Raw genomic sequence first — 25,571 nt, forward strand, 5'->3', positions numbered from 1 at the left:
CAAAGGAACCGGATACAAAGCCCTGTGGCTTCGCATCCGGTTCCTTTTTTCTTCCTTAATTCATCTTTACCCTGTAAATCAGAATGCCCAGTTTACTCCTACACTGCCAGAGAATCCTTCTCGCTTACCCTGCCAACCGCTGAAGTTGACGTCGTAGCTGACGCGGCTCTTTTTCGGTGTGAAGCGATAGCCAAGTTCGAGCATGGCGCTGCCTCCCTTGAGAGACGGGCTTGGCGTCGCCATGCCCTGATAGGTGGCTCGCGCCTCGCCGTTGAATTCGTATTCCCATGCAAGACCCGCGTAGAATTTGCCTTCTTCGCCCATATCGTGCGTGTAGCGAGCGCCGAGTCGCAGGCGGTGCGAGTTGACGGCATCGAAGTCGTAATCCTCGCCTGTCGAGAGCTTGCCGCTCGTGCCATTCTGATGCGAGAAGAAGTACTTGAGGTACGTTTCGAGCGCATCGCCCGCCTTGAGCTTCGTCTCCTTCCCCACGCCCAGATGAATCGCATAATAGGGGTTCGAGATGTCGTAGCTCGTGGACGTGCCGGAAATGTTGCCCTCGTAGTCGCTCTTGATGCGTCCGCCGCGCACGCTTCCTTCGAGGTAGAGGCCGCTCTTCAGATCCTGCCTTGCGAGGACACCTGCGCCGATGTAGCTGACCTTGCCGCTGCCGTGCGTGCCCGCCGCATCCTCAAGATAGGAGTCGTAGCTCGCCCTGCCGTATTCGACGAATGGCCCAAAGGTCAGCGTGCTGTCCTTGCCATCCTGCTTTCTTGCGAAGCCGACATTCAGCGTGTAGCCGTGCGTGTCGACGTAGGAGCCCGAATGGATGCGCATGGAGGAGCCTCCCTGCGCCGCCCATGCCGTGTACGCGCCCGACTGCACATTTGCTGCAGATGCCGCCTTCGCACTCGGCGCCTTGTTTGTCGCCATGGGAGCGGCCTCGACCTGAGTGTTGGCATTGGCGGAGGCTGCTGCTTGGACAGCGGCGGAGACGCCCGCATCGGCGAGCATCGTCATGCCGCCTCCCAAGACGTCCGTCGCCGTCGTCCTCGTCTCCGCGAGGGACTTCGTCGCGTCCTTCATCTTTACACTCTCGACAGCGGCGATCAATTCATCCGCGCCCTTCTTCTGCACACGGAACTTGTAGTCGAGCGATACGCCCTGCGTACCCGTGACCTCGCCCTTGATCTTCTCGTCCGTCGTCAACGTGCCGCCTTCAGCAACCTTCATGAGACTGAAGACATCCTCGCGCTTGAGCGTCTTGGCCGCGCCCGAGAGGTTGAGGTCGACGTTCAGACCCTTGATGTCCTTGTCCTTGACGCCGAGCCTCAGCATCGTCGCCATGGAGGATTTCGCCCCTTCGGGCAGGTAGAACTTGAGGTTCTGAATGCCCTTGAAGTCACCGATCTCCGTGCCGGCGGCGCGGATGGCGAGGACGTTTGCCTTGCCGTCCGCCGCCGTGCCGCCCGTGACCGTACCCTTGATCTTCGTGCCGAAGAGGTTGATCACGTTGCCGTCGGTCTTCTTACCCGAGCCGCCGTAGACATTCGCGCCGATGTTGACGGCACCGAGGTTGAGGATATTGCCCGAAGCTTCGCCCTGCGCGGCATGACCGCCATAGATTTGCGCCTGCGTATCCTTTTGCACCTCGACGGTGTTCTTCGTGGCGTCGCCCGCACCCTCGACAAAGCCGCCGTAGGCATTTTTGAGCGTGCCGCCGGCGAGTACGAGTGTATTGCCCGTGACCACGCCCTTGGCGCTCAGGCCGCCGTAGGCCGCCTCCGTCAGCGTGCCGCCCTTGACGGTCAGCTTGTTCTTCTGCACGGTGTTGCCGACGATGGAGCGTCCGCCCCAAGCCGCCTTGTTGTCGCCCGTCTCATAGACGGCATCCGCATTGTTCTGGAAGCGGAAGCCGCGCACGACGACCTTTTCCGCCGCTGCGCCCTTCGCCGCATCCATTTCCTTGGAGATCGCATACTCGTAGTCGCCGACGGTCTTTTCCTTCGCCTTGTCATAGCTCGTGCCAAAGTCAATCCCCTTGTCATTCGCCATGAGCGAGAACAGTTCTTCACGCGCCACACCCGTGCGCGTCGCAAGGGAGGCTTCGTCAAGGCCTGCGGCTTCAACCTTCTGCCAATCAAGCCCCGTCGTCTTCTTGCCGCCGTTGAGCGTCAAGATCGTATCGCCGGCCTTCGCCATGCTCGTGTCGAAGTGGAGTTTCTCGAAATTCTTGATGTCTCCCGCGCTCTGTGTTCCCGTGACGTTCAGCGTATTTCCCGCCGCGCCGTTGTTGCCGCCATAGATCGTACCCGTGACCGTACCGGCTGTGAAGTTCACGGTGTTGCCCGTGGTCTTGCCCGACGTGCCGTCGGCCTTCTTACCCGTCGACCAGCCACCGTAGGCGTCCTTGAGCGTGCCGCCCGAGATCGTCAGAGCGTTGTCCGTCGCATCGTTGCCGAGTACGGAGCGCCCGCCCCATGCTGCATCGTGTGCGCCGTCGGCTTCGCCGTATGTCGCCGTGTTGCCATGGAAGCGATAGATTTCTGCGTTGACAGCCTTCGCCTGCGCTGCATGCGTGTCCGTATCGAGGGCGGCTTCGTAATCGCCCTTGGTCACGCCCTTGGCGCCGATGGGCGCATAAGTGTCAACACCGCCCTTGCGGAAGTCGATGCCCTTTTCATTCGCCATGAGCGTCAGGCGGTACGCTTCGTAACTCTTGGCCGCGGGATTGAATTCGCCATCGAGCGTGACATTCGCCCAGTCAAGCCCCTCAGTCGCAGCCGCACCGTCGAGCGTCAGGAGCGTCGTGCCGCTCGCCATCGTGTCTCTGACATGGAACTTGACGCTCTCGAAGTTCTTGATGTTGCCAGCCGCGATCTTGCCACTGACATTCAGGACATTACCCGTGGCGTCGCTGCCGCTGCCGCCGTAGATCGTGCCCGTGACTTTCGCGCCGTCAGCGACATCATGGAACACGCCCGCCTCGTCCGTATAGCCGATGTTGACGGTGTTCTTCACCGTCTTTCCCGTGCCGCGCGTGTAGCCGCCGTAGACGTTCTTTGCCGTGCCGCCCGCGATGTTAACGGTATTCTCCGTCACATCCGCCGCATTCGCTGCATTGCCAACGTAACCGCTGTAGACCTCTTCGAGCGTTCCCTTACCCGTGCCCAAAAGGTTCACGGTGTTCTTGACTGCACCGCCCGCAGTCCCCTCCGAGCGTCCGCCCGAAACGTACTGGAGCGTCTTACCCTCGGAGATTCCCTTGAGCGTGAACGCGTTTCCTTCCGCCGTATTCCCACCGTAGGAAACACCAGCGTAGGTCTTGGCATTGTTGTCGCCGTTATGATAAGTGACGTCGCCGTTTCGGAAGCGATTGACATCGATGAGGACGGCGTTCGCCACACCCGTATTCGTATCCGTGCGCTGGACGACCTCGTAGTCGCCGCTCACGGCATGATTCTTCGCCGCGTAGTTCGAGAACTTCAGCTTGTTTGCTGCCGCGCTCTTCATCAGCGTGATCGCGCCGAGCGTCTTGTCGGCCGAGAGTTTCGACGTGTCGACCGTGACCTTGCTCCAGTCCGCCGTCTGTCCGTCGAAACCTTCTGCAAGCGTCAGCATCGTGCCGCGGCTCTTGGTGAAGGCATCGTCGACGACCCCGCTCTTCGGCTTGTCGGCGGCGATATGGTCGGTCAGATGGAACGTATAGTTCTCGAAGTTCTGCGCCTTCTTTGCCGCCGCATCCTTGACCATGACATTGAGCGTATTGCCTGTCATCTCGGACTTGTTGCCGCCCGCAAGCATCGCATTCGCAAGGTTCGTTCCGGCTGCAAGCGTTGCCGCCGTACCGTCTCCGATATTCACCGTGTTACCTGTGGTCTTGCCGCTTCCTTCGGTATAACCACCGTAGACCGCGCCCGTGACCGTACCGCCCGTAAGCGTGACCGTGTTGCCCATCGCATTGCTGCTGTTCGCCGCCTTCGTGATTGCACCACCGTAGACGTTTACGATCGAGCCTGTTCCCGTGCCTTTGAGCGTGACCTTGTTATTTGCCGAATCTCCCGTCACGCCTGCGGTCTGTCCACCGTAGGCAGCCGCGAGCGTTCCCGTCACGCCCGTAAGCGTCAGCTCATTTCCCTCGGTCGTGCTACCAAAGGCGGAATAGCCGCCAAGCGCCTCGCCCGTCGAGGTCGTCGTATAAGTGACGCGACCATCCTTGAAGCGATTGACATCGTAGAGCACTTCCTGTGCCGTATCGGTGTTCGTATTCGTGCGCAGCCCTGTTTCGTAGACGCCGCCGTATGTATCGTAGCGCGCAGCGTAGTCGCTGAACTTCAGCGTGGGATCGGCCGCCCGCATCAAGATATAGGTGTTCTTTCCCTGAATCTTTGCAGCATCCTTCTCCGTCGTAACCTTCGACATGTTGGCCGTGACATTCGACCATTTCACCTTGACGTCCGAGTTGTCAGCAGTGACCTTGTCGAAACCGCCCAGTTCCGTCAGATTCAGCAGCGGCGCCGTCTTCGTCGTATCGTCCACGAGCTGGAAGTTGAACTTCTCGACGTTGCACACCTTCTTGAGCGTCACGCCGTCCTTCGCCTTGACGTTGAGCGTATTGCCCGCGATCTTCGCGTTCGCATTGGCGAGGACTTTGCTGCCATAGCTCGTGCCCCAGACCTCTGCACCCGAAAGATTCGCTGCATACTTGCCTGCATCATCGCCGAGGTTGATGATATTCTTGTTCGACGTGCTCGCCAAAAGGCGTGTATCGCCGCCGATGACGTAGCCCGTGACCGTGCCGCCCGTAATTGTGACGTCATTACCCGACATCGCGCCCGTCGCCGTGCTTTTGCCGCCGCCGCCGACGACTGCAGTCTGCACCGTACCGCCCTCGATGAAGACGTGGTTGCCTGTCGCACTCGCCGCATTCTCAGCATAGCCGCCGTAGACTGCGCCGAAAGTTCCGCCCTGGATCGTCGCGGTATTGTCCTCCGCCTTTGCCGTCGCCTCCGCGGAGGAAGTGTAGCCGCCAAAGACATTGGAGATTGCGCCCGTCCCCGTCTGCTCGACCGTCACGCGATTCTTCACAGCGTCGCCCTTCGCGCCCGCCGTCTTGCCGCCGTAGGCAGAAGTCAAGTTGCCCTGCACGCCCGTCACGGTCAGATGGTTGTTCGCGGTCGTATTTCCCGCGTAAGAAATGCCGCCGTAGACTTCGGTCGAACCGTCCGCGAGCTGTGTCGGCGGAATCGATCCATCGTACATCGCATTGGCATTATTTTGGAAGCGGTTGTAGTCGAGGATGACCTTTGTCGCCGTCGCCGCGTTCGTGTCCGTGCGCAAAGCCGTCTCATAGTCGCCGTTCGTCGCGGCGGTCGTCTTATTGCGCCCCGCGTAGTTCGAGAACTTCAGCCCGTTCGCCGTACCTGTGAGAAGCGTCGCCTTGCCGATGACCGTGCTGCCCGAGAGCTTCGACGTATCGACATCGAGCTTCGTCCAATCAAACAGATTGCCGCCATTGAAGCCGTTGGTCAGCGTCAGCATCGAGCCGCCGTTCTTCGCGATGTCATCATTCAAGTGGAACTTGTAGTTCTCGAATTTGTCGGCCGACTTTGCCGTAATATTCTTCACACGAACATTGAGCGTCGCCTCCGTGCCCGAATTATTGTCGCCGTAGAGCGCCGCATTCGTAAGATTCGCCGTATACGTACCGTCCTCTGCACCGAGATTGACGATGTTCCCCGACGTACTGCTGCCGGGACCCGCCGACTTGCCGCCGTAAATTTCGCCGCTAACCTGACCGCCCGAAATCGTGACCGTGTTTTCGATTGCCTCGTACCCAACACCGCCGACAACTTCGCCGTTTACCTCGCCGCCGGAGATTACCACAGAGTTCTTTTGCGCCACACCCGTGCCGCTCGTGACCGCACCAAAGACACTACCGACAGCGCCGCCGGATACGGTGACACTATTCTCCTCGACGCGTCCCTGATTTTTCGAGAATGCACCGCGAAGATTCGTCGCCTCGCTGCCATTGCCGCTAAGCGTAACATTATTCTTTTTCAGCGCGCCTGTACCCTCACTCACAACACCGTTGACATTGACTGCTGTACCGTCTGTAAAGACAACCTTGTTCTCCGTTGCCTCGGCAGTGCTGGCAGCCTTCTCGATATAGCCGCCCGCAACATGATCGGTCGACTCACTGCCGCTGAAATTGACGGTATTGTTCTTTACCGTGCCCGTTCCAGCGGTATATCCACCGAAAGCCTTCTCCACAGTGCCTTTCTGCATCGTGACGCTGTTGCCGGAGACCTCGCCCGCATTATCTTCGTGCGTGATGAAGCCGCCATAGACCTCCTTGATCTCGTCCGCTGCATTGGGCAGGTTAATGGTCGCGTGGTTGTTCGTGACATCGCCTGTCGCACCCTCGTTGATGCCACCGAAAGCAAACTTCGGATCGTTCGTGCCGTGGATGCCCGTGACCGTCAATTGATTGTCCGTCGTCGTATGTCCCTCGCGGGAAATACCGCCGTAAATCTCGCCGCCATACGATGCCATTGTGCCGTCATAAGTGACACGACTACCCTTGAAGCGGTTCGCCTCCAGCATGAGGGCGTTCGCCGTCGCCGTATCATTATTCGTGATCAGGCGAAACTCGTGCGTATCGGTCGCATCCGCAGCCTTCTTCGCCGCATAGTTCGCGAACGTCAGCATATCGGCGGCATTGCCGCGCTTCAAGAGAGTAATGCGCTTGATGCCGTGCTGCGTCGCGAGGTAGTCCGCCGACAGCCCCGTGCGGTCGACGGTGATTTTATTCATGGCAACGCCCGTTCCGTCGAACGCACCTGCATTCGCGACGGTCAGCATCGTATCACCGAATGCAGTCTCACTGTTCAGTTTGAACTTATAGTTCTCGAATTTGTTGACGGACTTCGCCGCGATATTCTTCGCATTTATATTGAGCGTATTGCCCGTCGTCGCCTTATTGCCGCCGTAGATATCACTCGCCGTGAGTGTCGCACCCGAGAGATCCGTATGCGTGTCGTCACCGAGATTGACGATATTGTTCTCCGTCGTACCGTTCGCTGCTGTTGCATAGCCGCCGTAAATATTCTTCTGGAACGTACCGCCCGCAAGCTTGACGGTATTGTTGTTTGCCGTTTTTTTCGCCCAACCGCCATAAATCGAGTCATTGAGCGAGGCGCCACTCTCAACTGTGACGCTGTTGCCCTCTGCCTTGCTGTTCGCCGCTGTCGCATAGCCGCCGTACGCCGCCTTTACCTTGCCCGTCGCCGTGATCGTGACATGGTTGTTCGTCGAATCACCTGCGCCCGCCGTATAGCCGCCGTAGACGGTCAGATTCGTGTTGTTCGTATTCGTGATCTTGATCTTGTTGTTCGTCGTCGTATTGCCGAGACTCGAATAGCCGCCATAGGCCGCCGTGCCTGTGACGTTATCTGCCGTTGCATCGGCGTTCTGGAAGCGATCAATGTCGGCACGCACATAGTTCACCATATTATATCCGAAGAACGACATCGGAGGCGTTGTCACATCCGTATACATATGATACTCGAAGTCGCCGCTCGTCGCTTTGCGATCAAGCGCCTCGGTGTTGAATATCTTCAGATCGGCGCCGCTTCCCGTGCGCAGCAGTTCCATCGTGCCGAGGCGGCCATACTTCGTCGTATCGGCATTCCAGCCCTCGGCATTCATCGTGATCTTGCTCCACTGGACATTGGGCGTAGAGCCGAAGCCACCGCTGTCCGTCACCTTGAGCATGGTCGAACCTGCCGCAACTCCCTTCGTGAGATTGAAGTTGTATTTCTCGAAGTTCTGCGCCGTCCTGACTACGATGCCTGAGGCATTGACATTGAGCGTGTTGCCCGTGACATCATTCGTCTTGTTGCCGCCGTAGATCTTTATGCCCGTGAGATTGAACCCCGACGCCATGGCGTTTTCGCCGTCGCCGAGGTTAACAATGTTGTTGATAGTTTTGCCGCTGCCTGCATTATAAGCACCAAAAACATTCGTTCCGCCGCTCTTTGTGAACGCACCGCCCGAGATCGTAAGCGTATTGCCGGAGGCATTTGCGCTGCTCGCGGAGTTGCCAATAACGCCGCCCGCAGCCTCATTCCCGAGACTGCCGCCCTTGATCGTAACGGAGTTTCCCGTGACTGCGCCCTTGCCTGTCGTATAGCCGCCGAACACGTCGCTGCTGAGCGTACCACTGTTGATCGTCACGTGATTCTCTTTGATTGCCGCGGTGCTTGCCGCATCGTCACCCGCCGCGCCATATACGGCTTTCTTCGAGGTCGCATTCGAGAACTCGACGCTGTTACCCGTCACTGACCCGTTGCCCGTAACACGCGCACCGTAAATGATTCCTGTCCCATAGCTTCCAAGCGTGCCGCCGGTAATCGTGACCTTATTGCCCGACACCGCGCCCGTGCTCGCTGCTTTGTCCGACCAGCCGCCGATAATGTCTTCCTCGATTTTCCCGGCTTTGACCTCTACTGTATTATTGCTCACACTCTTCGTAAGAGAAGCGCTGTAGCCGCCGATGACGGCATCCGCACTGTAACCGTTGTTGAAAATCACCTTATTGCCCGTGACCGCGCCAGTGCCACTGACACCGCCGTAGATGAAACTGGCACCGCCAGCGTTGGCAGAGCGAAGTCCGTGAATCGTCAGCGTATTGCCCTTGACATCCGCCGCAGTATCCTTCTTCCCGCCGGCGGAAATCGCACCGTAGGTATTCTGCGGCTTATCCGTCGGACCGCCTTCTGTGCCAAGCGTGATCTTGTTGTCGTTCATCGAATGAGTCTTTTCCGTACCCTCAAGACCATTGATGCTGGTCGCCGTCTCCGTATACTCATGCTCCGCCGCATACGCCGTCGACATCCCCCAGATCATGCCGCCGTCCACTGAGGTCAAGCACCCCCCCAGTGGACAGGGCAAGCGCCACCATAAGCGCGAGCCGTCTTCTTGATTTCCCCTTACCGACCATTGAATACGATTCCTCCTTGTGCATTCAAAGGGACGATTGCCCCCAAGTGTCCTGGCAAATCCTTGCCGCCCCTGCGTTTTGTCATACCTGACGAACTCCTAACAGGTAATGACTTTTAGTTTCAATATCACAAATCATACCATTTTCCTAACTTCTTTGTCCAGTAATTTTTCATGAATTTCAAACAATTTCGATTCATTTCGCAAATACTGGGAAATATGCTCTGAAATTTTGCATTGTGACTTGCCTGCCGTCTGAAAACACGTTAAGATTAATTAAGTACAAAGCTTTTTTGCAAAAAACCGACGAAAGGAGCGGAGCAATATGCAGCTTCCTGAGCGCATCAATCTCCACTTGAACGAACTCAGCGATGCCGATAAGAGCATCTGGCGCTTCATCGAGAGCCACAAGGAGACGGCATGCCGCGCCTCCATCCATGACCTCGCGCGGCTCTGCGCCGTTTCGAGCGCTTCCGTCGTGCGCTTCGCACAGAAGATCGGCTTCGAGGGCTTCGGCGAGATGAAGGCGGTGCTCAAGATGGAACTCGAAGAGCGCGGAAAGCCCGACCGCGACATCCTGACATCTCTGAGCCAGTTCTACGACCAGTCGTGGCGCGAACTCATGGCACGCGACTACCGCGGCGCGAGCCGCCTCGTCCACGAGGCGCACCGCGTCTTCGCCTACGCTTCGGGCTATGTGCAGACGAACGTCATGCAGGAACTCAAGCGCCTCTTCCTCTACGACAATGTCTTCATCTGCGAAATCGCAGGGCGCGAGGAGTTCTATTCCGTCTATCAAACGGCAGGGCCGGACGATCTCTTCGTCTTCATCTCGCTTTCGGGCGAATCCGAGCGCGTCAAGGAGTTCTCCGAGAAGCTGAACCTCAAGGGCGTGCCGCTTCTCGCCATCACGCAGATGCAGCACAACACGCTCGCGAGCCGCTCGACGGAGAACCTCTACGTCGTGCCCGCTGCCTTCAACCTGCCCAAGAGCGAGGAGCGGCTGCCTTTCAAGTCCATGCTCGCCTACTTCCTGCTGCTTGAGATCTTCTACGTCCACTACCGCCTCTACCGCAGCGAGCAGGAAAATAGCCTTACAGAAGCCTAGCCGATCGGTCTGCGCCTTTAGCTTCTTGTAAACTACACGCACAAACGTCCACTTCGTGGACATTGTGCGCCGCCCTTACAGAAGCCTGGCCAATCGGCCTGCGCCTTCGGCTTGACCTCTTGGGGCTTCTGTAACAAGTTTCACTGCCTGTACCTCCTTGCAACCTCTGTACATGCCTCCCGAATGGCGCAAAATGCTTGCTTTTTCAACGATTTTCCTTTATCGTAATAGACAAAGGTTTTCAGTGTTTCAGAGGAGGTAAGCTCATGTCACTCAGCAAGGACGTCTTCATGCAGAACATGCAGCGGTTTGGCGGCGCGATGTATACGCCTGTCATCCTGTTCGCGTTCTTCGGTCTGACGGTGGCGGTGTCCATCGTCTGCAAGAACACGGGGCTGCTCGGCGCGATCGCCGCCGAAGGCACGCTATGGTACGATTTCTGGTACATCGTCGAGCAGGGCGCGTGGACGGTGTTCGCACAGATGCCGATTCTCTTCGCCATCGCCGTGCCCATCGGCTTCGCGAAGAAGGAGCCGGCACGCTGCGCCATGGAATCCTTCGTCATCTACATGCTCTTCAACTACTTCATCTCGGCCATCCTCACGCTGCACGGCAGCGCATTCGGCGTCGACTACAGCCAGGCGGCAGGTCCCGGCACGGGACTTGCCATGATCGCGAACGTCAAGACGCTCGACATGGGCATGCTCGGCGCGATCTTCATCGCGTGCTGCACGGCGTATCTGCACAACCACTTCTACGACACGAACATCCCCGATTGGCTCGGCATTTTCAAAGGCCCTGCCTTCGTCGTCGCCGTCGGCTTCGCCGTCATGATCCCGATGGCCCTCATCTTCTGCTGCGTCTGGCCGATGGTACAGCACGCGATCGAGCAGTTCCAGTTCTTCCTCAAGACGAGCGGCATCGTCGGCGTCTGGGCATACACGTTCTCGGAGAAAATTCTGCTGCCCGCCGGCCTCCATCACTTCATCTACCTGCCGTTCATGTTCGGCCCTGCGGTCGTCGACGGCGGCATCCAAGCCTACTGGCTCGGCCATATCAACGACTTCATGACGAGCGCGCAGTCTTTGCGTGACCTCTTCCCCGAGGGCGGCTTCGCACTGCACGGCAGCGGCAAGGTCTTCGGCCTGCCGGGCGCAGCGCTCGCCATCTACGCGTGCGCCAAGCCTGAAAAGCGCAAGAAGACAGCGGCTCTCTTGATCCCTGCGACGATCACGGCGATGCTCTGCGGCATCACGGAGCCTCTGGAATTCACCTTCCTCTTCGTCGCTCCTCTGCTCTATCTTCTGCACGCGATCCTCTCGGCAACGCTTTCGGCAACGCTCTACGCCATCGGGCTTTCGGGCAACTTCGGCGGCGGTCTCATCGACTGCTTCGTGCAGAACTGGATTCCTCTTTTCTCCTACCATTATGCGACATACCTCACGCAGATCGGCATCGGCCTGTGCTTCACCGCCATCTACTTCTTCGTCTTCCGCGCTGTCATCCGCTTCAAGGATTACAAGACGCCGGGCAGAACGGACGACGATGTCGAGGACAAGCTCTTCACGAAAGCCGACTACAAGGCGAAGCAGGCAGGCGCTGCGGGCGCCGCTGCAGGTGCTGCCCCCGATATGAAGCTCGACGAGCGCGACGTGAAGGCGAAGGTCTTCCTCGAAGGGCTCGGCGGCCCTGCGAACATCAAGGATGTCACGAACTGCGCGACGCGCCTGCGCGTGACGGTAGAAGATCCCGACCTCGTGCAGCCGGTCGCCGTCTTCACCCGTGCGGGCGCACACGGCCTCGTGCGGAACGGACATGCGTTCCAGGTCATCGTCGGCCTCTCCGTGCCGCAGGTGCGCGAGCGCTTCGAGGCGCTTCTCGCAGCGCCTGCGTCCGATGCGACGGAGCTCGCCGTCGGCACGGAAAAATCCCTCTCCTTCACGGCAGTCGCCGACGGAAAGGTCATCGACATGAGCGAGGTCAAGGATGAGATGTTCTCACAGAAGATGATGGGTGATGGCGTCGCCATCGAGCCGACGGGCAATCTCGTCGTCGCGCCCGCCGATGCCGAGGTCACGATGGTCATGGAGGATTCGCTGCACGCCGTCGGACTGCGTCTCGCGAACGGCGCGGAAATGCTCATCCACATCGGCGTCGACACGGTGAAGCTCGGCGGCAAGGGCTTCGAGCTTCTCGTCCGTGCGGGCGACAAGGTCGGCCAGGGTACGCCGCTCGTGAAGTTCGACCGCGCGACCATCAAGGAAGCCGGCTACCAGGACACGGTCATCATGGCAGTGACGAACTCGGGCGAATACCCGCTGATGAAAAAGCATACGGGCATGACGGCAGAAGCCGGCAAGACGGACGTCCTGACCTTCTGACGCACGGCAAATCTCGCAGCCCCCTGTCCGCACGGCAGGGGGCTGAATGGAAAGGAAAAACGCATGAAAGCAACGCATTGGTGGCAGAACACCGCCGTCTACCAGATTTATCCGAAGAGCTTCAACGACACGCGCGGCAAGGGCACGGGCGATATTCGCGGCATCACGGAAAAGCTCGACTATCTAAGGTCGCTCGGCGCGGGCGCGCTATGGCTCACGCCCGTCTACCCGTCGCCCATGGTCGACAACGGCTACGACATCAGCGACTATTGCAGCATCCATCCCGACTTCGGCACACTCGCCGACATGGAGGAGCTGATCACCGAAGCGAAGAAGCGCGACATGCACATCGTCATGGATCTCGTCTACAACCACACTTCCGACCAGCACCCGTGGTTCCTGGAGTCGAAGAAGAGCCGCACAAACGCAAAGAGCGACTGGTATATCTGGCGCGACGCGAAGGAGGACGGCAGCGCTCCGACGAACTGGCGCGGCATCTTCGGCGGCTCTGCGTGGACGTACAGCGAAGAGCGCGGCCAATACTACCTGCACACCTTCGCCGAGGCGCAGCCCGACCTCAACTGGGAGAATCCCGAGGTCAGGGAGGCGCTCTTCGCCGCCGCAAACTTCTGGCTCGCAAAGGGCGTCGGCGGCTTCCGCATCGACGCCATCACCTACATCAAGAAGCCCGCCGTCTTTGCGGACGGCGAGCCGGACGCGGCGGACGGCATGACGAGCGTCCACGATATGACGGCGAACACGCCGGGCATCCTCGACTTCCTGCACGAGTTCCGCGCACGCGTCTTCGACGGGCACGACATCTTCACCGTCGGCGAGGCGAACGGCGTCACGCCCGAGGAACTGCCGCTGTGGGTCGGCGAAAACGGCGTCTTCTCCATGCTCTTTGAGTTCAGCCACGTCCTCGTGCCCTACGAAGGCGGCGAATGCTGGCACAAGGCGCAGCCGTGGCCTCTCACGAAGCTCAAGCGCGCGCTCACGGCAAGCCAGCACGCCACCGCCAAGGAAGGCTGGTTTCCCATCTACTTCGAGAATCACGACCGCGCACGCTCCGTCAACTACTTCTTCCCGAAGGGCGCGGACAAGAAGCTCGCGGCAAAGGCGCTCGCCGCCGTCCTCTTCACGCTGCGCGGCACGCCCTTCATCTACGAGGGCGAGGAACTCGGCATGACGAACGTGGCCTGGGATTCCATCGACGCCTACGACGACATTTCGTCGCACGGCCAGTACGCGCTCGCTTTGGAAGATGGCTTCTCCAAGGAGGAAGCACTGGGCTTCGTCCACTTCAACAGCCGAGACAACGCACGCACGCCGATGCAGTGGACGGCAGAAAGACATGCGGGCTTCACGAGCGGCACGCCATGGCTGCCCGTCAACGAGAACTATCGCACACTCAACGCTGCCGCCGAGGAAAAGGACGCTGACTCCGTACTGCACTTCTACCGTCATCTCGCCAAGCTGCGCGAGACGATTCCCGCGCTTTTAGACGGCGTATATGAAGAGCTTCTAGAAGAAAACGAGCAGATCTATGCGTTCTCGCGCACACTGGGAAAGACGCGCATCAAGACGGCGGTCAACTTCAGCACAAAGGACGCGGCGCTTCCCGCAGACTTCCTCCACGGCACGCGCCTTGCCGGAAGCTATGCGGACGCGCCGACGACTTCGCTTCGTCCATTGGAAGCCGTGATTTACGAGGAGGAGATACAATGAAGGTAGCTGCAAGCGATTACGACGGAACGCTCCTCAGGGGCGGCAAGATCGACGAGGAAACGCTGCAGGCCATCAAGAAGTGGCGTGCGGCGGGCAACAAGTTCGGCGTCATCTCGGGGCGCGACTACGGCATGCTCGTGCCGCAGCTCTTCGCGTTCGGGCTGGAATTTGACTACACGGTCTGCAACAACGGCGGCATCATCCGCGACGCGAAAGAGACGGTGCGCTTCCAGGCCGAGATCGAACCGGCCGCCCTCTCCGCCATTGCCGAAGAGCCTCTGGCGGCGAAATCCTTCCACTTTGCCTTTTCAGCAGCCGACGTGACGTACCTTTGCCACCAATCGGAAGGCTCTTGGATCGAGCGCGAAGCAAAGGAATGGGACTATCCCATCATCTACATTGAAGAATCCGAGATCGGCACGCTCAAGAAGATCCAGCAGTTCTCCATGGGCTTCCCGCTTCCCGCCGAATCCGACGCCTGCGCCGCCGCACTCAACGCGAGGCTAGGCGATAAGATCCACGCCTACCCGAACGCCTGCAGCCTCGACATCACGCCCGTCGGCGTCGGCAAAGATCAGGGCATACGCACACTGCTCTCCGTCATGGGCTGGGACGGCGCGGAAGTTTTCGCCATCGGCGACGAAACGAACGACCTGCCGATGCTCAAGGCATTCGACGGCTATACGCTGACGACGGCGCGAGAAGCGATTCAGAAGCAGGCGAAGGAAGTTTTCCCGAGCGTCGGCGCAATGATGCTGACCTATCTGTAAGGCAAGCCCGAAGGGCGCAGCCGCACAGGCAATAGGTCGCATGTGAAAACGTCCCAAGAACGCGAGCCGAAGGCGAAGCGCGATTGGCTGACGTTGACCACCCGGGGTCCGCTCAGCGGAGAAACCCTCATTTTAAAGGAGGAGCAGCCATGACCATGGACAAGAAGAAATACGACGAGGTGCTCGCCGAATTCAGCATCAGTGACGACGAGCTTCAGAAGATTTCCGCCGACTTCGAGGCGGAAATGCAGGCGGGACTTGAGGGCAAAGATTCCACGCTGCGCATGCTGCGCTCCTACGTCGCCCTGCCGACAGGCAAGGAAATCGGCGATTTCCTCGCGCTCGACTTTGGCGGCACGAACGTACGCGCCCTGCACATCCTCCTGCACGGAGGCGGCAGATACCAAGTCATCAAGAAGGTGGCGAAGCCCCTGACCGAGCCGGGCATCTACGACTACGTATCGGAAAGCGCGACCGCCGAGGAGATGTTCGACTTTCTCGCCGAACTCATCGACGAGGCCATCGAGAGCAATCGATCGACGACGTACCTGCTCGGTCACACCTTCTCCTTCCCGTCGGTGCAGACCGACCTCTACAACGCCAAGCTCATCACTTGGACGAAGGAGTTCGCGACGCAGGGTGTCGAGGGCAAAGTCGTCAACGACCTTCTGAAAGAAGCTCTCGCACGGCGCGGCGCACGAAACGTCATCCCCGTCGCCGTCATCAATGACACCGTCGCCACGCTCCTCGCCGCCGCCTACAAGAAGCCGAATGCCTACATCGGCTCAATCTACGCCACGGGGCAGAACACCTGCTACTTCGAAGAATTTCCCGACGGCTCCGAAACGTCCACCGTCATCAACATGGAATCGGGCGGCTTCGGCAAACTGCGCCCGACGAAGTATGACAGGCACATCGACGAAACCTCCGAAAAGCCCGGCGCACAGCACCTCGAAAAGATGGTCTCGGGACGCTACCTCGGCGAAATCTACGGCGAGGCACTCGCTGACATCCTCGGCAAGGCCGCTCCTTTCGCCTTCACGAGCATCGACCTGTCCACGATCGTCGCCGATGCCTACCTCGACCGTCACGAAGCCGCTGCCATCCTCGAAGAAAAGACGGGCGAAAAATTCAACGCACTTGAGCTGAACCTGCTGCAAGATCTCGCGGGCGTCATCATCGCGCGCTCCGCCCGCCTCGTCGCCGCAACCTTCACCGGCATCGTGCGCCATCGCGCACATGGCGCGGAGATCAAGGAACAGCACATCGCCATCGACGGCTCCGTCTACGAGAAGATGCCCCTCGTCGCCGAAAACCTCAAGAAGGCGCTCACCGACCTCCTCGGCGACGAAGCAGAAAAGATCCACATCGTCCTTGAAAACACCGGCTCCGCCCTCGGCGCCGCCCTCGCCGCCGCCATGACGGTGGAAAGGTGAGTTTCCTATAAAGAAAAAGGCGCTGCTGCATGGAATGTGTTTGTTCCATGCAGCAGCGCCTTTTTCTTTCCTGCACCCCCTCAAAAGCGGAAGTCTCTCATGCCGTCGCCGAGTTCCTTGAGGTAGAGCGCCGCCTTCTTCTTGACAGCAGGGTTCGGAATATCCTGCCACTGCTCCTGTATGACGCGCTCGCCCTTTTCCTGCGTCGTCTTCTTCGCGTAGTCCTCCAAGTATTCCTTCAAGGTCATCAGAGCGTTCGGCAGACAGCAGTTCTTGATCTGCCCGCTCTTACACAGGCTCATGAAGCGGTCGCCCGTGCGTCCCGCGCGGTAGCACGCGGTGCAGAAGCTCGGCACATAGCCGAGGTCTAAGAGCCATTCGATGACTTCATCCAGCGTGCGCGTGTCGTTGACGTCGAACTGCGCCGAATTTTCCTCGGGACTCTCCCTCTTCTCGTAGCCGCCGACGCTTGTCGAGGATGCACCCGAAATCTGCGAGATGCCGAGATCGAGGACGCGCCTGCGGCTCTCCTCGGATTCTCTCGTCGAGACGATCATGCCCGTATAGGGCACGGCGATGCGGATGACAGCGACGATCTTTGCGAAGGTATCGTCGTCGATGGCATTGGAGAACGCGCCCGGATCGATGTCGTCCGCCGGCCGGATGCGCGGCACGCTGATTGTATGCGGGCCGACGCCGAAACGCGCTTCCAAGTGCTCGGCGTGCATCAGCAGACCCACAAAGTCGTAGCGGTACATATTGAGACCGAAGAGCACGCCGCAGCCCACGTCGTCGATGCCGCCCTCCATCGCGCGATCCATCGCCTCCGTGTGCCACGCGTAGTCGTGCTTCGGGCCTGTCGGATGGAGCTTTTCGTAGTTTTCCTTGTGGTACGTCTCCTGAAAAAGGATGTAAGTGCCGATACCCGCTTCCTTGAGCTTTCGGTAGTCCTCGACCGTCGTCGCCGCGATGTTGACATTCACGCGGCGGATCGCGCCGTTCTTATGCTTGATCGAGTAAATCGTCTTGATGCTTTCCAGAACGTATTCTAAAGGATTATGCAGCGGGTCTTCTCCCGTCTCCAGCGCAAGCCTCTTGTGTCCCATATCCTGCAACGCAATAACCTCACGGCGAATCTCGTCCTGTGTGAGCTTCTTGCGATGGATGTGCTTGTTCTTCGCATGGTAGGGACAGTAAACACAGCCGTTCACGCAATAGTTCGACAGATAGAGCGGTGCAAAGAGCACGATGCGCTTGCCGTAAAGCTCCTCCTTGATCTCCTTGGCGAGCGCGAGCATCCGCTCGACGAGATCAGGCGCGTCGACGGCGAGCAGCAGCGCCGCCTCGCGGTGCGTGAGTCCCCTGCAGTCCTTGGCACGCGAAAGAAGCTGCTCCACGAGTGCGCGATTTTCCTTGTTCTCTTCCGCCCACGCGAGCGAGGCGAGGATTTCTTCATGGTTGATGAACTCCTCGGCACGCGCGGACTTCGGATCGTACTTTGTCATGCTTATGCCCCCTTGCATCCTCAAGATCTTTCCTGCTTCCCGCCCTCTTCCAAGGCGCTGAAGCCGTAGTCGAGGAGTGCGGCGGCCTCTGATGCACGCGTATCCTCGTCGTTCGAGTGCATGACGACGGCGATCAGCTCCGTATCACCGCGCATGGCGGATGCTGCGAGGCAGCCCCCTGCCGCACGCGTCCAGCCCGTCTTGAGTCCCGTGCAGCCCGGATAGGAGTAGAGCAGCGCGTTCGTGTTCTCGCAGTACGTCTTGTAGCCTGCGGGCTGCAGGTAGTAGATCGTGCTCGCCTTCGTGCCGACGATCTTTCGAAACTCGGGATTTCGGAGGCCATAGGCAGCGATCAAGGCGATGTCATGCGCCGTCGAATAGTGGTTCGCATCGGGCATGCCGTTCGGGTTGACGAAATGTGTATGGAAAGCGCCGATCTCCCGCGCCTTCCGATTCATCATCGCCGCGAACTGCGCCTCCGAGCCGCCGAGTGTCTCGGCGATGGCGAGCGCCGCGCCGTTGTCGGAAATCAGCATCATCTGGCGCGTGAGATCTCGAAGCCGCGCCTGCTCGCCGGGGCGCACGCGCGTCGTCTCGACGTCGGCGGCAAACGGCGTGATTGTCACGGCGAGGTCAGATCTGCCGCTCTCGACCGAAAGGATGCACGTCATCATCTTCGTCATGCTCGCAGGATACTCGCGCTTGTCGCCGTTCTTCTCGTAGAGCACCTCGCCCGTACGCGCGTTCATGAGAATCGCCGCATCCGCCGTCATCGAGCGCACAGAGGCGGGCGGCGCGGCGAGTGCTGCGGGCGGCACAGACGGCGCAAGGGAAGTGGCTGGGGCGGTGCCGGGCACAGCGGCTTCAACTGTCGCTGGCTCAGCGTTCGGCGCATTCTCCCGCGACGGCTTCCCGAAGGCAATCGTGCGCCGCGCTGAGCCAGCATGCTGCCGCTCGGTGTGCACCTCGGTCTGTCCGACGTCGTGCGCACGTTCGCCGACCGCGACGGGCGCGTGCGCAGCGAGCGCGGGCACGCCCCCCAGCAGCGCATACGAAAGCGCGAGCGCCGCCGCAGTCCTGCGCAAAGCGTGACGTCCAAAAAGGCGCACGCCGCCCGGCTTGAAACCACGAAAAGAGAAGAAATCCTTACATCCCAGCAAAAGAACTGCCTCCTTACGAAAACGCCGATAAATCCGGCGCTCCCCTCACATCTCCTTGACCGGCACGGGGCCGCGCGACAGTGCGATGGCGCCCGTGCGTGCGATCTCGATGATGCCATACTCCGAAAGCACCTCGGACAAAGCGTCGATCTTGTCACCTTCGCCCGTCAGCTCAATGACGACATTCTCCTTGCTCACATCGACAATGCGTGCGCGGAAGATGTTGACGACGTTGATGATGTCGGCACGCGTCTCCTTCGTCGCCCGCACCTTGATGAGCACGAGTTCGCGCTTGATCGAGTCAACCTCGCTGAGGTTGACGATCTTGATCACGTCGATGAGCTTCGCGAGCTGCGTCGTGACCTGCGCGAGTTCGCGCTCGTCCTCAACCGACACGACGATGTTGATGCGCGTCACGTCCGGCTCTTCCGTATAGCCGGCCGAAATGCTCTCGATGTTAAACGCGCGGCGGCTGATCAGCCCCGATATATGCGTGAGGACGCCCGGTTTGTTGTCGAGGAGCGCCGCAAGGAAAAATTTCTGCATCATGTTTGATTCAACCGCCCTTCCCGCCGCCTGGAGGAATCTCAGGCGACACTCTCATCATATCACACATGGGCGAACGATGCCACATGCTGCCACGCAATCGCGAGGAACTTATCACGCAAGGCGTCGCTCCAGATCTCCCGATGCCCCTCTCGCTCATACAGATGCCATACATAGGCGCTCATGTCGATCGTACCGTCCATGCGCGTAAACTCCTTCGTTTCCAAACGAAACTCATGTTCCTTCGTGCGGATTGCAAGCTTGTACGTCTGCCCCGGGAAGATGGAATTCGAGATCACATATTCGCGCGCCCGGCCGCCAAACGCGGCGGGCAGGTTCGCATCGAGCGTCTCATCCATGGGCAGTCCAGCCTCGTGCATAACGACGGCATGAAGATCGAGTAGGCTCACGAGCTCATCCGTCATGCCGCGGGCAGGAACGCCCGCACCGCGCATCATGAACGCCGTGCCGCAGCGCTCGTCGCTAAAGAAGAACGGGTCTTCGCTGTGAATAGAAACTCCATGGTCGGAATAGGCGTTGATGATGTACTCATCCTCCCCGTAGTGATCCTCGATATAGCGGAAAAGCTCACCGAGCGCCCTGTCCATGCGCTCGATGGCAGCCATGTTGTCATACACATTGCGCAGTTTTCCATTGAGATCAAATGCCCTTTCCCTAGGCGTGCCCTCGTAGACACGTTCCTGCCAAGGAAGCTTCGCCTGCGTTTTCGGCTGGGGCGGAATGGCATAGGAAACGACCGGATGCGAGTCCGACACATGCAGGAATACATAATTGTCGCATTCATCAAAAGCGTCAAGATGATCGATCGTCCGCTTGACGCCCTCGTACGCCGGAAACGTGATGTACGGCGCTGCAAGAATGCGCCCATAGCCGCGCTTATAGCCGCTGTATATGCCCGAAGAATCCCCCATGGTCTGGACGCAGCAGTAGCCAAGCGCCCTCATGCGCTCGGAAAGCGTTTTTTTCTCAGGCGGAAGCTCCATCCACACCTCATCATGGAAAATCTGGCTTCTGTGCATGTGCAGCCCTGTCTCCACCGTGCCGAGCGAAGGAAACGTATACTCAGCCACCGAGAACGCTTGGTCAAAAATCACGCCCTTGGAAAAAAAGCTCATGAGATTCGGCATGGCGCGAAATCCATGACGGCGCATCGCTGGCCAGGACAGACCGTCGAGCAAAAGGTTCAGTATGAGACGCTTGCGCTTGGAGCCATGTTCGAGCCGCACCGGTTCCGCTGCGGCAAACTTCCCTGCAGAAGCAGCAAGGCGCGTATCGCTCTCCATGCGCAAAAAGCCGAACTCCGCCTTGCCCGTATAGAAATCCCCGCCGCCCTCCGCGTCGCTCAATGCAACAGGCGGCACCTCTTCCAGCGGCGCGGCAGCGGCGACGACAGGCGTCTCATGCGATGCATGAATCGTCAAGGAACTCGCGACGACAGCCTTGCGAAGATCGAAAGTGATGTTGGAATAAAAGTCGATATTTCTGCAGCCTGTACGCTCCAAGCATGCCAAGCGCGTGCTCCATACATGGAAAAAGACGTCCGTGTTGTAGAGTCCGCACCACAGACCTCTGTCCCGTCCGCCGGACTGCAGGAGGAAATCTCCGGCTGAAGAGCGCAGCTGCGTCTGCAGCTCTCCCGCCGCGGACCATGCGACCTCCTCGTAAAAGGGCGCGTGAACCGGCGTGAGCCTGCCCATGCAGAACGCCCGCCGCACCGCCGGATCTTCGAGGCGAAGCGCCAAGCCAGGAAGATCGCCTGCATGCTTGTGGCAAAGCCCCTTGAAGCGCGCGGCACGCTCCTCCTCGCCCGCCGCATCATAGATGTCAACGAGCAGTCGCCACAGATCTATGTTGGCAACGCGAAGCGCGTATGCGCGCTCGGCCAGTTCACGCGCTCCGGTCAAATCGTCCGCTGCAAAGCGAAGAGCCGCTTCGATATGCAAAGGCGCAGACGCATCATGGCTCAAGGCGGCAAACTCTGCCACCAGCTCTTTCGCCTGCGGAGGAAAAGAGCGATGCTCAAACCAGAGAAAAAGCTGGTGCCGTATGCCGATCACGCGCTGTTCGCGCAAAGCGTCTGCCATGAGCGGAAGAAGCTCGGCCTCCGGCGCATCAAGCAGCATTTTCTGCACAGCATCCAAAAGACGCGCACCACTTTCATGCAGCAAGAAGCGATTCCCATCATTCAAGAAGAACACGGAAGCATCCGCATCGATGGGGAACAAGCGACACGGCAGTTCCTCATATGCGGGAAATTCCTGCGGAGATGACACCACCTCCGACAGTCTCACCGCCCTGTCGAAAAGTGCCGTGCGTGCTCTTTCATAGTTCACGCGCATAGCATCGGCATTCGGCACATAGAGCAGATCATGCAGCAGAGAAAAAAGGGCCTCATCGGGCGCACGGTTGTACGCTTCCATGAGCGCCAGAACCGCTATCCGAAATGCTTCTGCCTTTCCCGCAGCAGCCGCCTCCTGCAGCTGACCGATCAGCCGCAGCTCCTCCTCATTCATCCCAGTGTCTCCCTTACTCGCTCTCCAAAACCATCTCATCGAGACTCTTGCCGCCCGGCACCATCGGCAGGACGTCGACGTTGCCCGGTACTATGACGTCGATGAGCATCGGCGCATCGCTTGTCAAGGCCGCTGCCAGATCCGCCTTGAGACTTGCCGGATCTTGGAGGCGGCAAGCCCCCACACCCATCGCCTCGGCGAGCTTTACGAAGTCCGTGCTGCCCGGCAGGAGCGTCTGGGAGTAATGCTTGTCATAGAACATGCGCTGCCACTGCGTGACCATGCCGAGCACGCGGTTGTGTACGATGATGATCTTCACGGCAACGCCGTTCGCCGCCGCCGTCGCCATCTCCTGACAGTTCATCATGATGCTGCCGTCGCCCGTGAAGAGGATGACCTGTTGTCCGGGTCGCGCGACCTTCGCGCCGATGGCGGCGGGCAGACCGTAGCCCATCGTGCCGAGACCGCCCGACGTCAGGAAGCGGCGCGGCTCCTTCGCATCGTAGTACTGTGCCGCCCACATCTGATGCTGTCCGACGTCGGTCACGATGATCGCATCGTCAGCGGCAAGCTCGCTGACCGTCTCAATGAGCTGCTGCGGCATGACGCAGCCTTCCTTCTTCTTGTAGGAAAGCGGCTGCTCATTGTTCATCTCGACCGTGTAGCGACTCCACCCGGAAAAGCGTGCGCGCAGATCGCCGAGCGCGGCCAGCTTCTCCTTGAGGAGCGGCAGCGACCAGCGCAGGTCGCCGAGCACGCGGCAGTCAGCGACGACATTCTTGTTCACCTCGACAGGATCGACCTCGAAGTGCACGATCTTTGCGCGCGGTGCAAATCCTGCAACACGGCTCGTCACGCGGTCATCGAAACGCATGCCGACGGCGATGAGCAGATCGCACTCCTGAATTGCCATGTTCGCCGCATATGTGCCGTGCATGCCCGCCATGCCGAGGAAGTTTTCGCGTGCGGCCGGCACGCAGCCGATGCCCATGAGCGTCGTCACCGACGGAATTCCCGTGAGATCTAGAATCTCGCGCACATTCTCGGCCGTGTTCGAGAGTGTCACGCCACCGCCGAGGATGAGAAGCGGCCGCTTCGCCTCGGCGATTGCCGCCGCCGCCGCCTCGACCTCCGCCGTCTCGCCCGTGAAGTCTGCCGTATAGCCCTTCAATTGCACCTTCTCGGGATAGACATAATCTATCTCCTGCGTGAAGACATCCTTGGCGATGTCGACCGTGACCGGCCCCGGACGCCCCGTGCGCGCGATGAAAAATGCTTCCTTCAGCACCTGCGGCAAATCCTGCGCCGCTTTCACGAGGTAGTTGTGCTTCGTAATCGGCGTCGTGATGCCGCAGATGTCCGCCTCCTGAAAGGAATCCTTGCCGATGTAGGGATTGCCGACCTGCCCCGTAATGCAGACGAGCGGGACAGAGTCCATGTACGCCGTCGCGATGCCCGTCACGAGGTTCGTACCGCCGGGGCCGGACGTCGCCAGGCACACGCCGACCTCGCCCGTCGCACGCGCATAGCCGTCCGCCGCATGAGCCGCTCCCTGCTCGTGACGCACGAGGATATGGGGAAACTTCTCCGTGTAAATCGCATCGTAGAGGTCAAGCACCGCGCCGCCCGGATAGCCGAAAACAACGCGCACGCCCTCCTTGCGCAGGCTTTCCAAAACCGCCTGCGCCCCATTCATCTTCAAAGCAAACACCTCACAAATCTATACTTCTCCTGCGCCGAAAACCCGCATCCTCGGCGACGAAGCGGCCGATGGCCGAAAGCTGTGCGCCCAAGCACGCGCGGCAATGCTCGGGCGTATCCTTGACGCACGCCTTGCCCGGATAGAGCGCATACTTGCGGCGAAAATCTCCCTCCGTCACATTCGGCATGACGACGTTCGCACCCGAGCGCAGGATGAGCGAACGTGCGCCGCGCTCCAAGGTTTCCATAGCCGTCGTCGCCGGAATGTTCGCCTCGGGCAGGAGCAGCCGCAAGAGTGAAACCATGCGCCGCGTCAAGTGAATGTCGCCCGCCGCCGCCTCGCCGAGCGGCGTATCGCCGTTCGGTATGAAGGGGCCGATGCCCACCATGTCCGCATCGAGCTCCTGGAAAAAGAGAATATCGCGAGCCAGAGACTCGACTGACTGCCCAGGCAGTCCCACGAGCGAACCCGTGCCGACCTCGTAGCCGAGCGCACGCAGAGAGGCGAGACATGCGCGGCGCGCCTCCCAGCTCATGCCTGGATCGAACCTTTCGTAAAGCTCGCGATCCGTCGTCTCGATACGAAGCAAAAAACGGCTTGCCCCCGCTTCCTTGAGCGCACGATACTCCTCTTCTGTGCGCTCGCCGATGGAAAGCGTGATGACAAGCCCCAAAGCCCGTATTTCGCGCAGGATCGGGGCGAGCCGCTCGACATGCCAATAGCCGTCCTCGCCCCCCTGCAGCACAACCGTCCGATAGCCATAGCCGCGTGCATTTCGTGCCAGACGCACGATCTCCCGCGGGCGCAGACGATAGCGCTCCGCCCTTTCATTTTCGCGCCGCAGACCGCAGTAAAAGCAGCTGCGTCGGCAGATATTCGTAAACTCGATGAGTCCGCGAAGATGCACGCCGTCGCCCACATACTTTCGCCGCACGCGGTCGGCAGCGGCAGCAAGAGGCTCTTCTGCAGCAGAAGACGTCAAAAGCTCGGCAAGCTCCTCCTCGCACAAGCTATGCTCATTCTCCGCCTTTTCAATCAGCCTCTGTCCCATGGTCTCTCGAATCCGTCTCCTTTGCTGCGCCAGCAGATTCGTCCACCCATACCGTCGTCAGATCCTCGCGCTCATGCTCTTCGAGCCGTTTCAGATCGTCCGACGTCAGCGTCTTCTTCGTCTGCGCAGCAATCTCCATGCGATGCCCACGCTCGTAAGCCAAGATCGCCTCAAGGAACTTGCGCTCCAAACTCTTCTCGGGCAGATCCTTTATGACCGTCACATTCTTCGGAAACGTCGTCGTAATGGACGACCATGTGCCGTCGAGGTCGTCGGCACGCTCCAGGGTCGAAGTTCCCGCAGCAAGGTCGATGCGCAAGTATTCCGCCTCTCCCACGAGGTTGTCATAGCCCGCGAGCGATTCGCCGCGCCAGCGCCTCTTAGCAACGACATCGGCAATCGCCACATCATCGTATGTCTGCAGCGTCGGCACGATAAGCACGCGCGGGTTCAGCACACCGCCCTCAAGAAGTTCATAGTGCATGACGCGCTTGTTGAAAAAGTAATTGGCACGCGCCGAGGACTGCACCCATTCGTAGATATTCGGCGACACATGAGGCGCCGCTTCTGCCGTCGCCGCGAGAAAAACGAGGGGAAGGGCGGCCGCCAGCCATCGTTTCATCTTCATCTTGTCTTTCCGTCACTCC

13 protein-coding genes are annotated in these 25,571 nt (G+C 59.5%); 5 read left to right on the plus strand and 8 right to left on the minus strand.

The features are described from left to right. Positions 1-78 precede the first annotated feature (78 nt). Positions 79-8,931 (minus strand): autotransporter outer membrane beta-barrel domain-containing protein, encoded by an 8,853-nt coding sequence (locus QZ177_RS06275; protein WP_294176083.1) that lies wholly within the window; start codon positions 8,929-8,931, stop codon positions 79-81. 397 nt (positions 8,932-9,328) lie between these two features. On the opposite strand from QZ177_RS06275, the gene QZ177_RS06280 reads away from it, so the two are divergent. From QZ177_RS06280 to QZ177_RS06300, 5 genes are all read left to right on the plus strand, one after another. Continuing rightward, positions 9,329-10,111 carry a MurR/RpiR family transcriptional regulator gene (locus QZ177_RS06280; RefSeq protein ID WP_009646006.1) on the plus strand — a complete coding sequence of 261 codons (783 nt, stop codon included), beginning with the start codon at positions 9,329-9,331 and terminating at the stop codon, positions 10,109-10,111. A gap of 266 nt (positions 10,112-10,377) precedes the next feature. Next, positions 10,378-12,492, plus strand: coding sequence for an alpha-glucoside-specific PTS transporter subunit IIBC (locus QZ177_RS06285; RefSeq protein WP_294176084.1), 2,115 nt, complete (start codon positions 10,378-10,380; stop codon positions 12,490-12,492). A 63-nt stretch (positions 12,493-12,555) separates the two neighbouring features. Continuing rightward, positions 12,556-14,220, plus strand: coding sequence for an alpha-glucosidase (locus QZ177_RS06290; RefSeq protein ID WP_294176087.1), 1,665 nt, complete (start codon positions 12,556-12,558; stop codon positions 14,218-14,220). Further along, the gene (locus tag QZ177_RS06295; RefSeq protein WP_294176088.1) at positions 14,217-14,990 is read left to right on the plus strand and encodes an HAD family hydrolase; all 774 of its coding nucleotides are present in this window, start codon (positions 14,217-14,219) and stop codon (positions 14,988-14,990) included. Before QZ177_RS06290 ends, QZ177_RS06295 begins: the two co-directional genes overlap by 4 nt. A 149-nt stretch (positions 14,991-15,139) precedes the next feature. Then, the gene (locus QZ177_RS06300; protein ID WP_294176090.1) at positions 15,140-16,426 is read left to right on the plus strand and encodes a hexokinase; all 1,287 of its coding nucleotides are present in this window, start codon (positions 15,140-15,142) and stop codon (positions 16,424-16,426) included. An 80-nt stretch (positions 16,427-16,506) separates the two neighbouring features. On the opposite strand, the gene hydG is transcribed toward QZ177_RS06300, so the two are convergent. The 7 genes from hydG to QZ177_RS06335 all read right to left on the minus strand — a co-directional run bounded on the left by hydG (position 16,507) and on the right by QZ177_RS06335 (position 25,552). Beyond that, complete coding sequence (gene hydG / locus QZ177_RS06305) at positions 16,507-17,931, minus strand: [FeFe] hydrogenase H-cluster radical SAM maturase HydG (protein WP_294176092.1); 1,425 nt, start codon at positions 17,929-17,931, stop codon at positions 16,507-16,509. Between the two features lie 20 nt (positions 17,932-17,951). Next, positions 17,952-19,091 (minus strand): D-alanyl-D-alanine carboxypeptidase family protein, encoded by a 1,140-nt coding sequence (locus QZ177_RS06310; RefSeq protein WP_294176093.1) that lies wholly within the window; start codon positions 19,089-19,091, stop codon positions 17,952-17,954. Positions 19,092-19,136: 45 nt separating this feature from the next. Further along, positions 19,137-19,637 (minus strand): acetolactate synthase small subunit, encoded by a 501-nt coding sequence (ilvN, locus tag QZ177_RS06315; protein ID WP_037367896.1) that lies wholly within the window; start codon positions 19,635-19,637, stop codon positions 19,137-19,139. A 62-nt stretch (positions 19,638-19,699) separates the two neighbouring features. Continuing rightward, positions 19,700-22,171, minus strand: coding sequence for a sulfatase-like hydrolase/transferase (locus tag QZ177_RS06320; protein WP_294176095.1), 2,472 nt, complete (start codon positions 22,169-22,171; stop codon positions 19,700-19,702). Positions 22,172-22,184: 13 nt separating this feature from the next. After that, entirely contained in the window at positions 22,185-23,867 is a 1,683-nt protein-coding gene (gene ilvB, locus QZ177_RS06325; protein ID WP_294176160.1) for a biosynthetic-type acetolactate synthase large subunit, read from the minus strand. Positions 23,868-23,883: 16 nt separating this feature from the next. Then, positions 23,884-24,924, minus strand: coding sequence for a [FeFe] hydrogenase H-cluster radical SAM maturase HydE (gene hydE / locus QZ177_RS06330; RefSeq protein ID WP_009646005.1), 1,041 nt, complete (start codon positions 24,922-24,924; stop codon positions 23,884-23,886). Continuing rightward, positions 24,905-25,552 carry a hypothetical protein gene (locus QZ177_RS06335; RefSeq protein WP_009645978.1) on the minus strand — a complete coding sequence of 216 codons (648 nt, stop codon included), beginning with the start codon at positions 25,550-25,552 and terminating at the stop codon, positions 24,905-24,907. Before QZ177_RS06335 ends, hydE begins: the two co-directional genes overlap by 20 nt. Positions 25,553-25,571: the final 19 nt, after the last annotated feature.

Origin of the sequence: uncultured Selenomonas sp., assembly GCA_905372355.1 — a bacterium.
Classification (GTDB): Bacteria; Bacillota; Negativicutes; order Selenomonadales; family Selenomonadaceae; genus Selenomonas.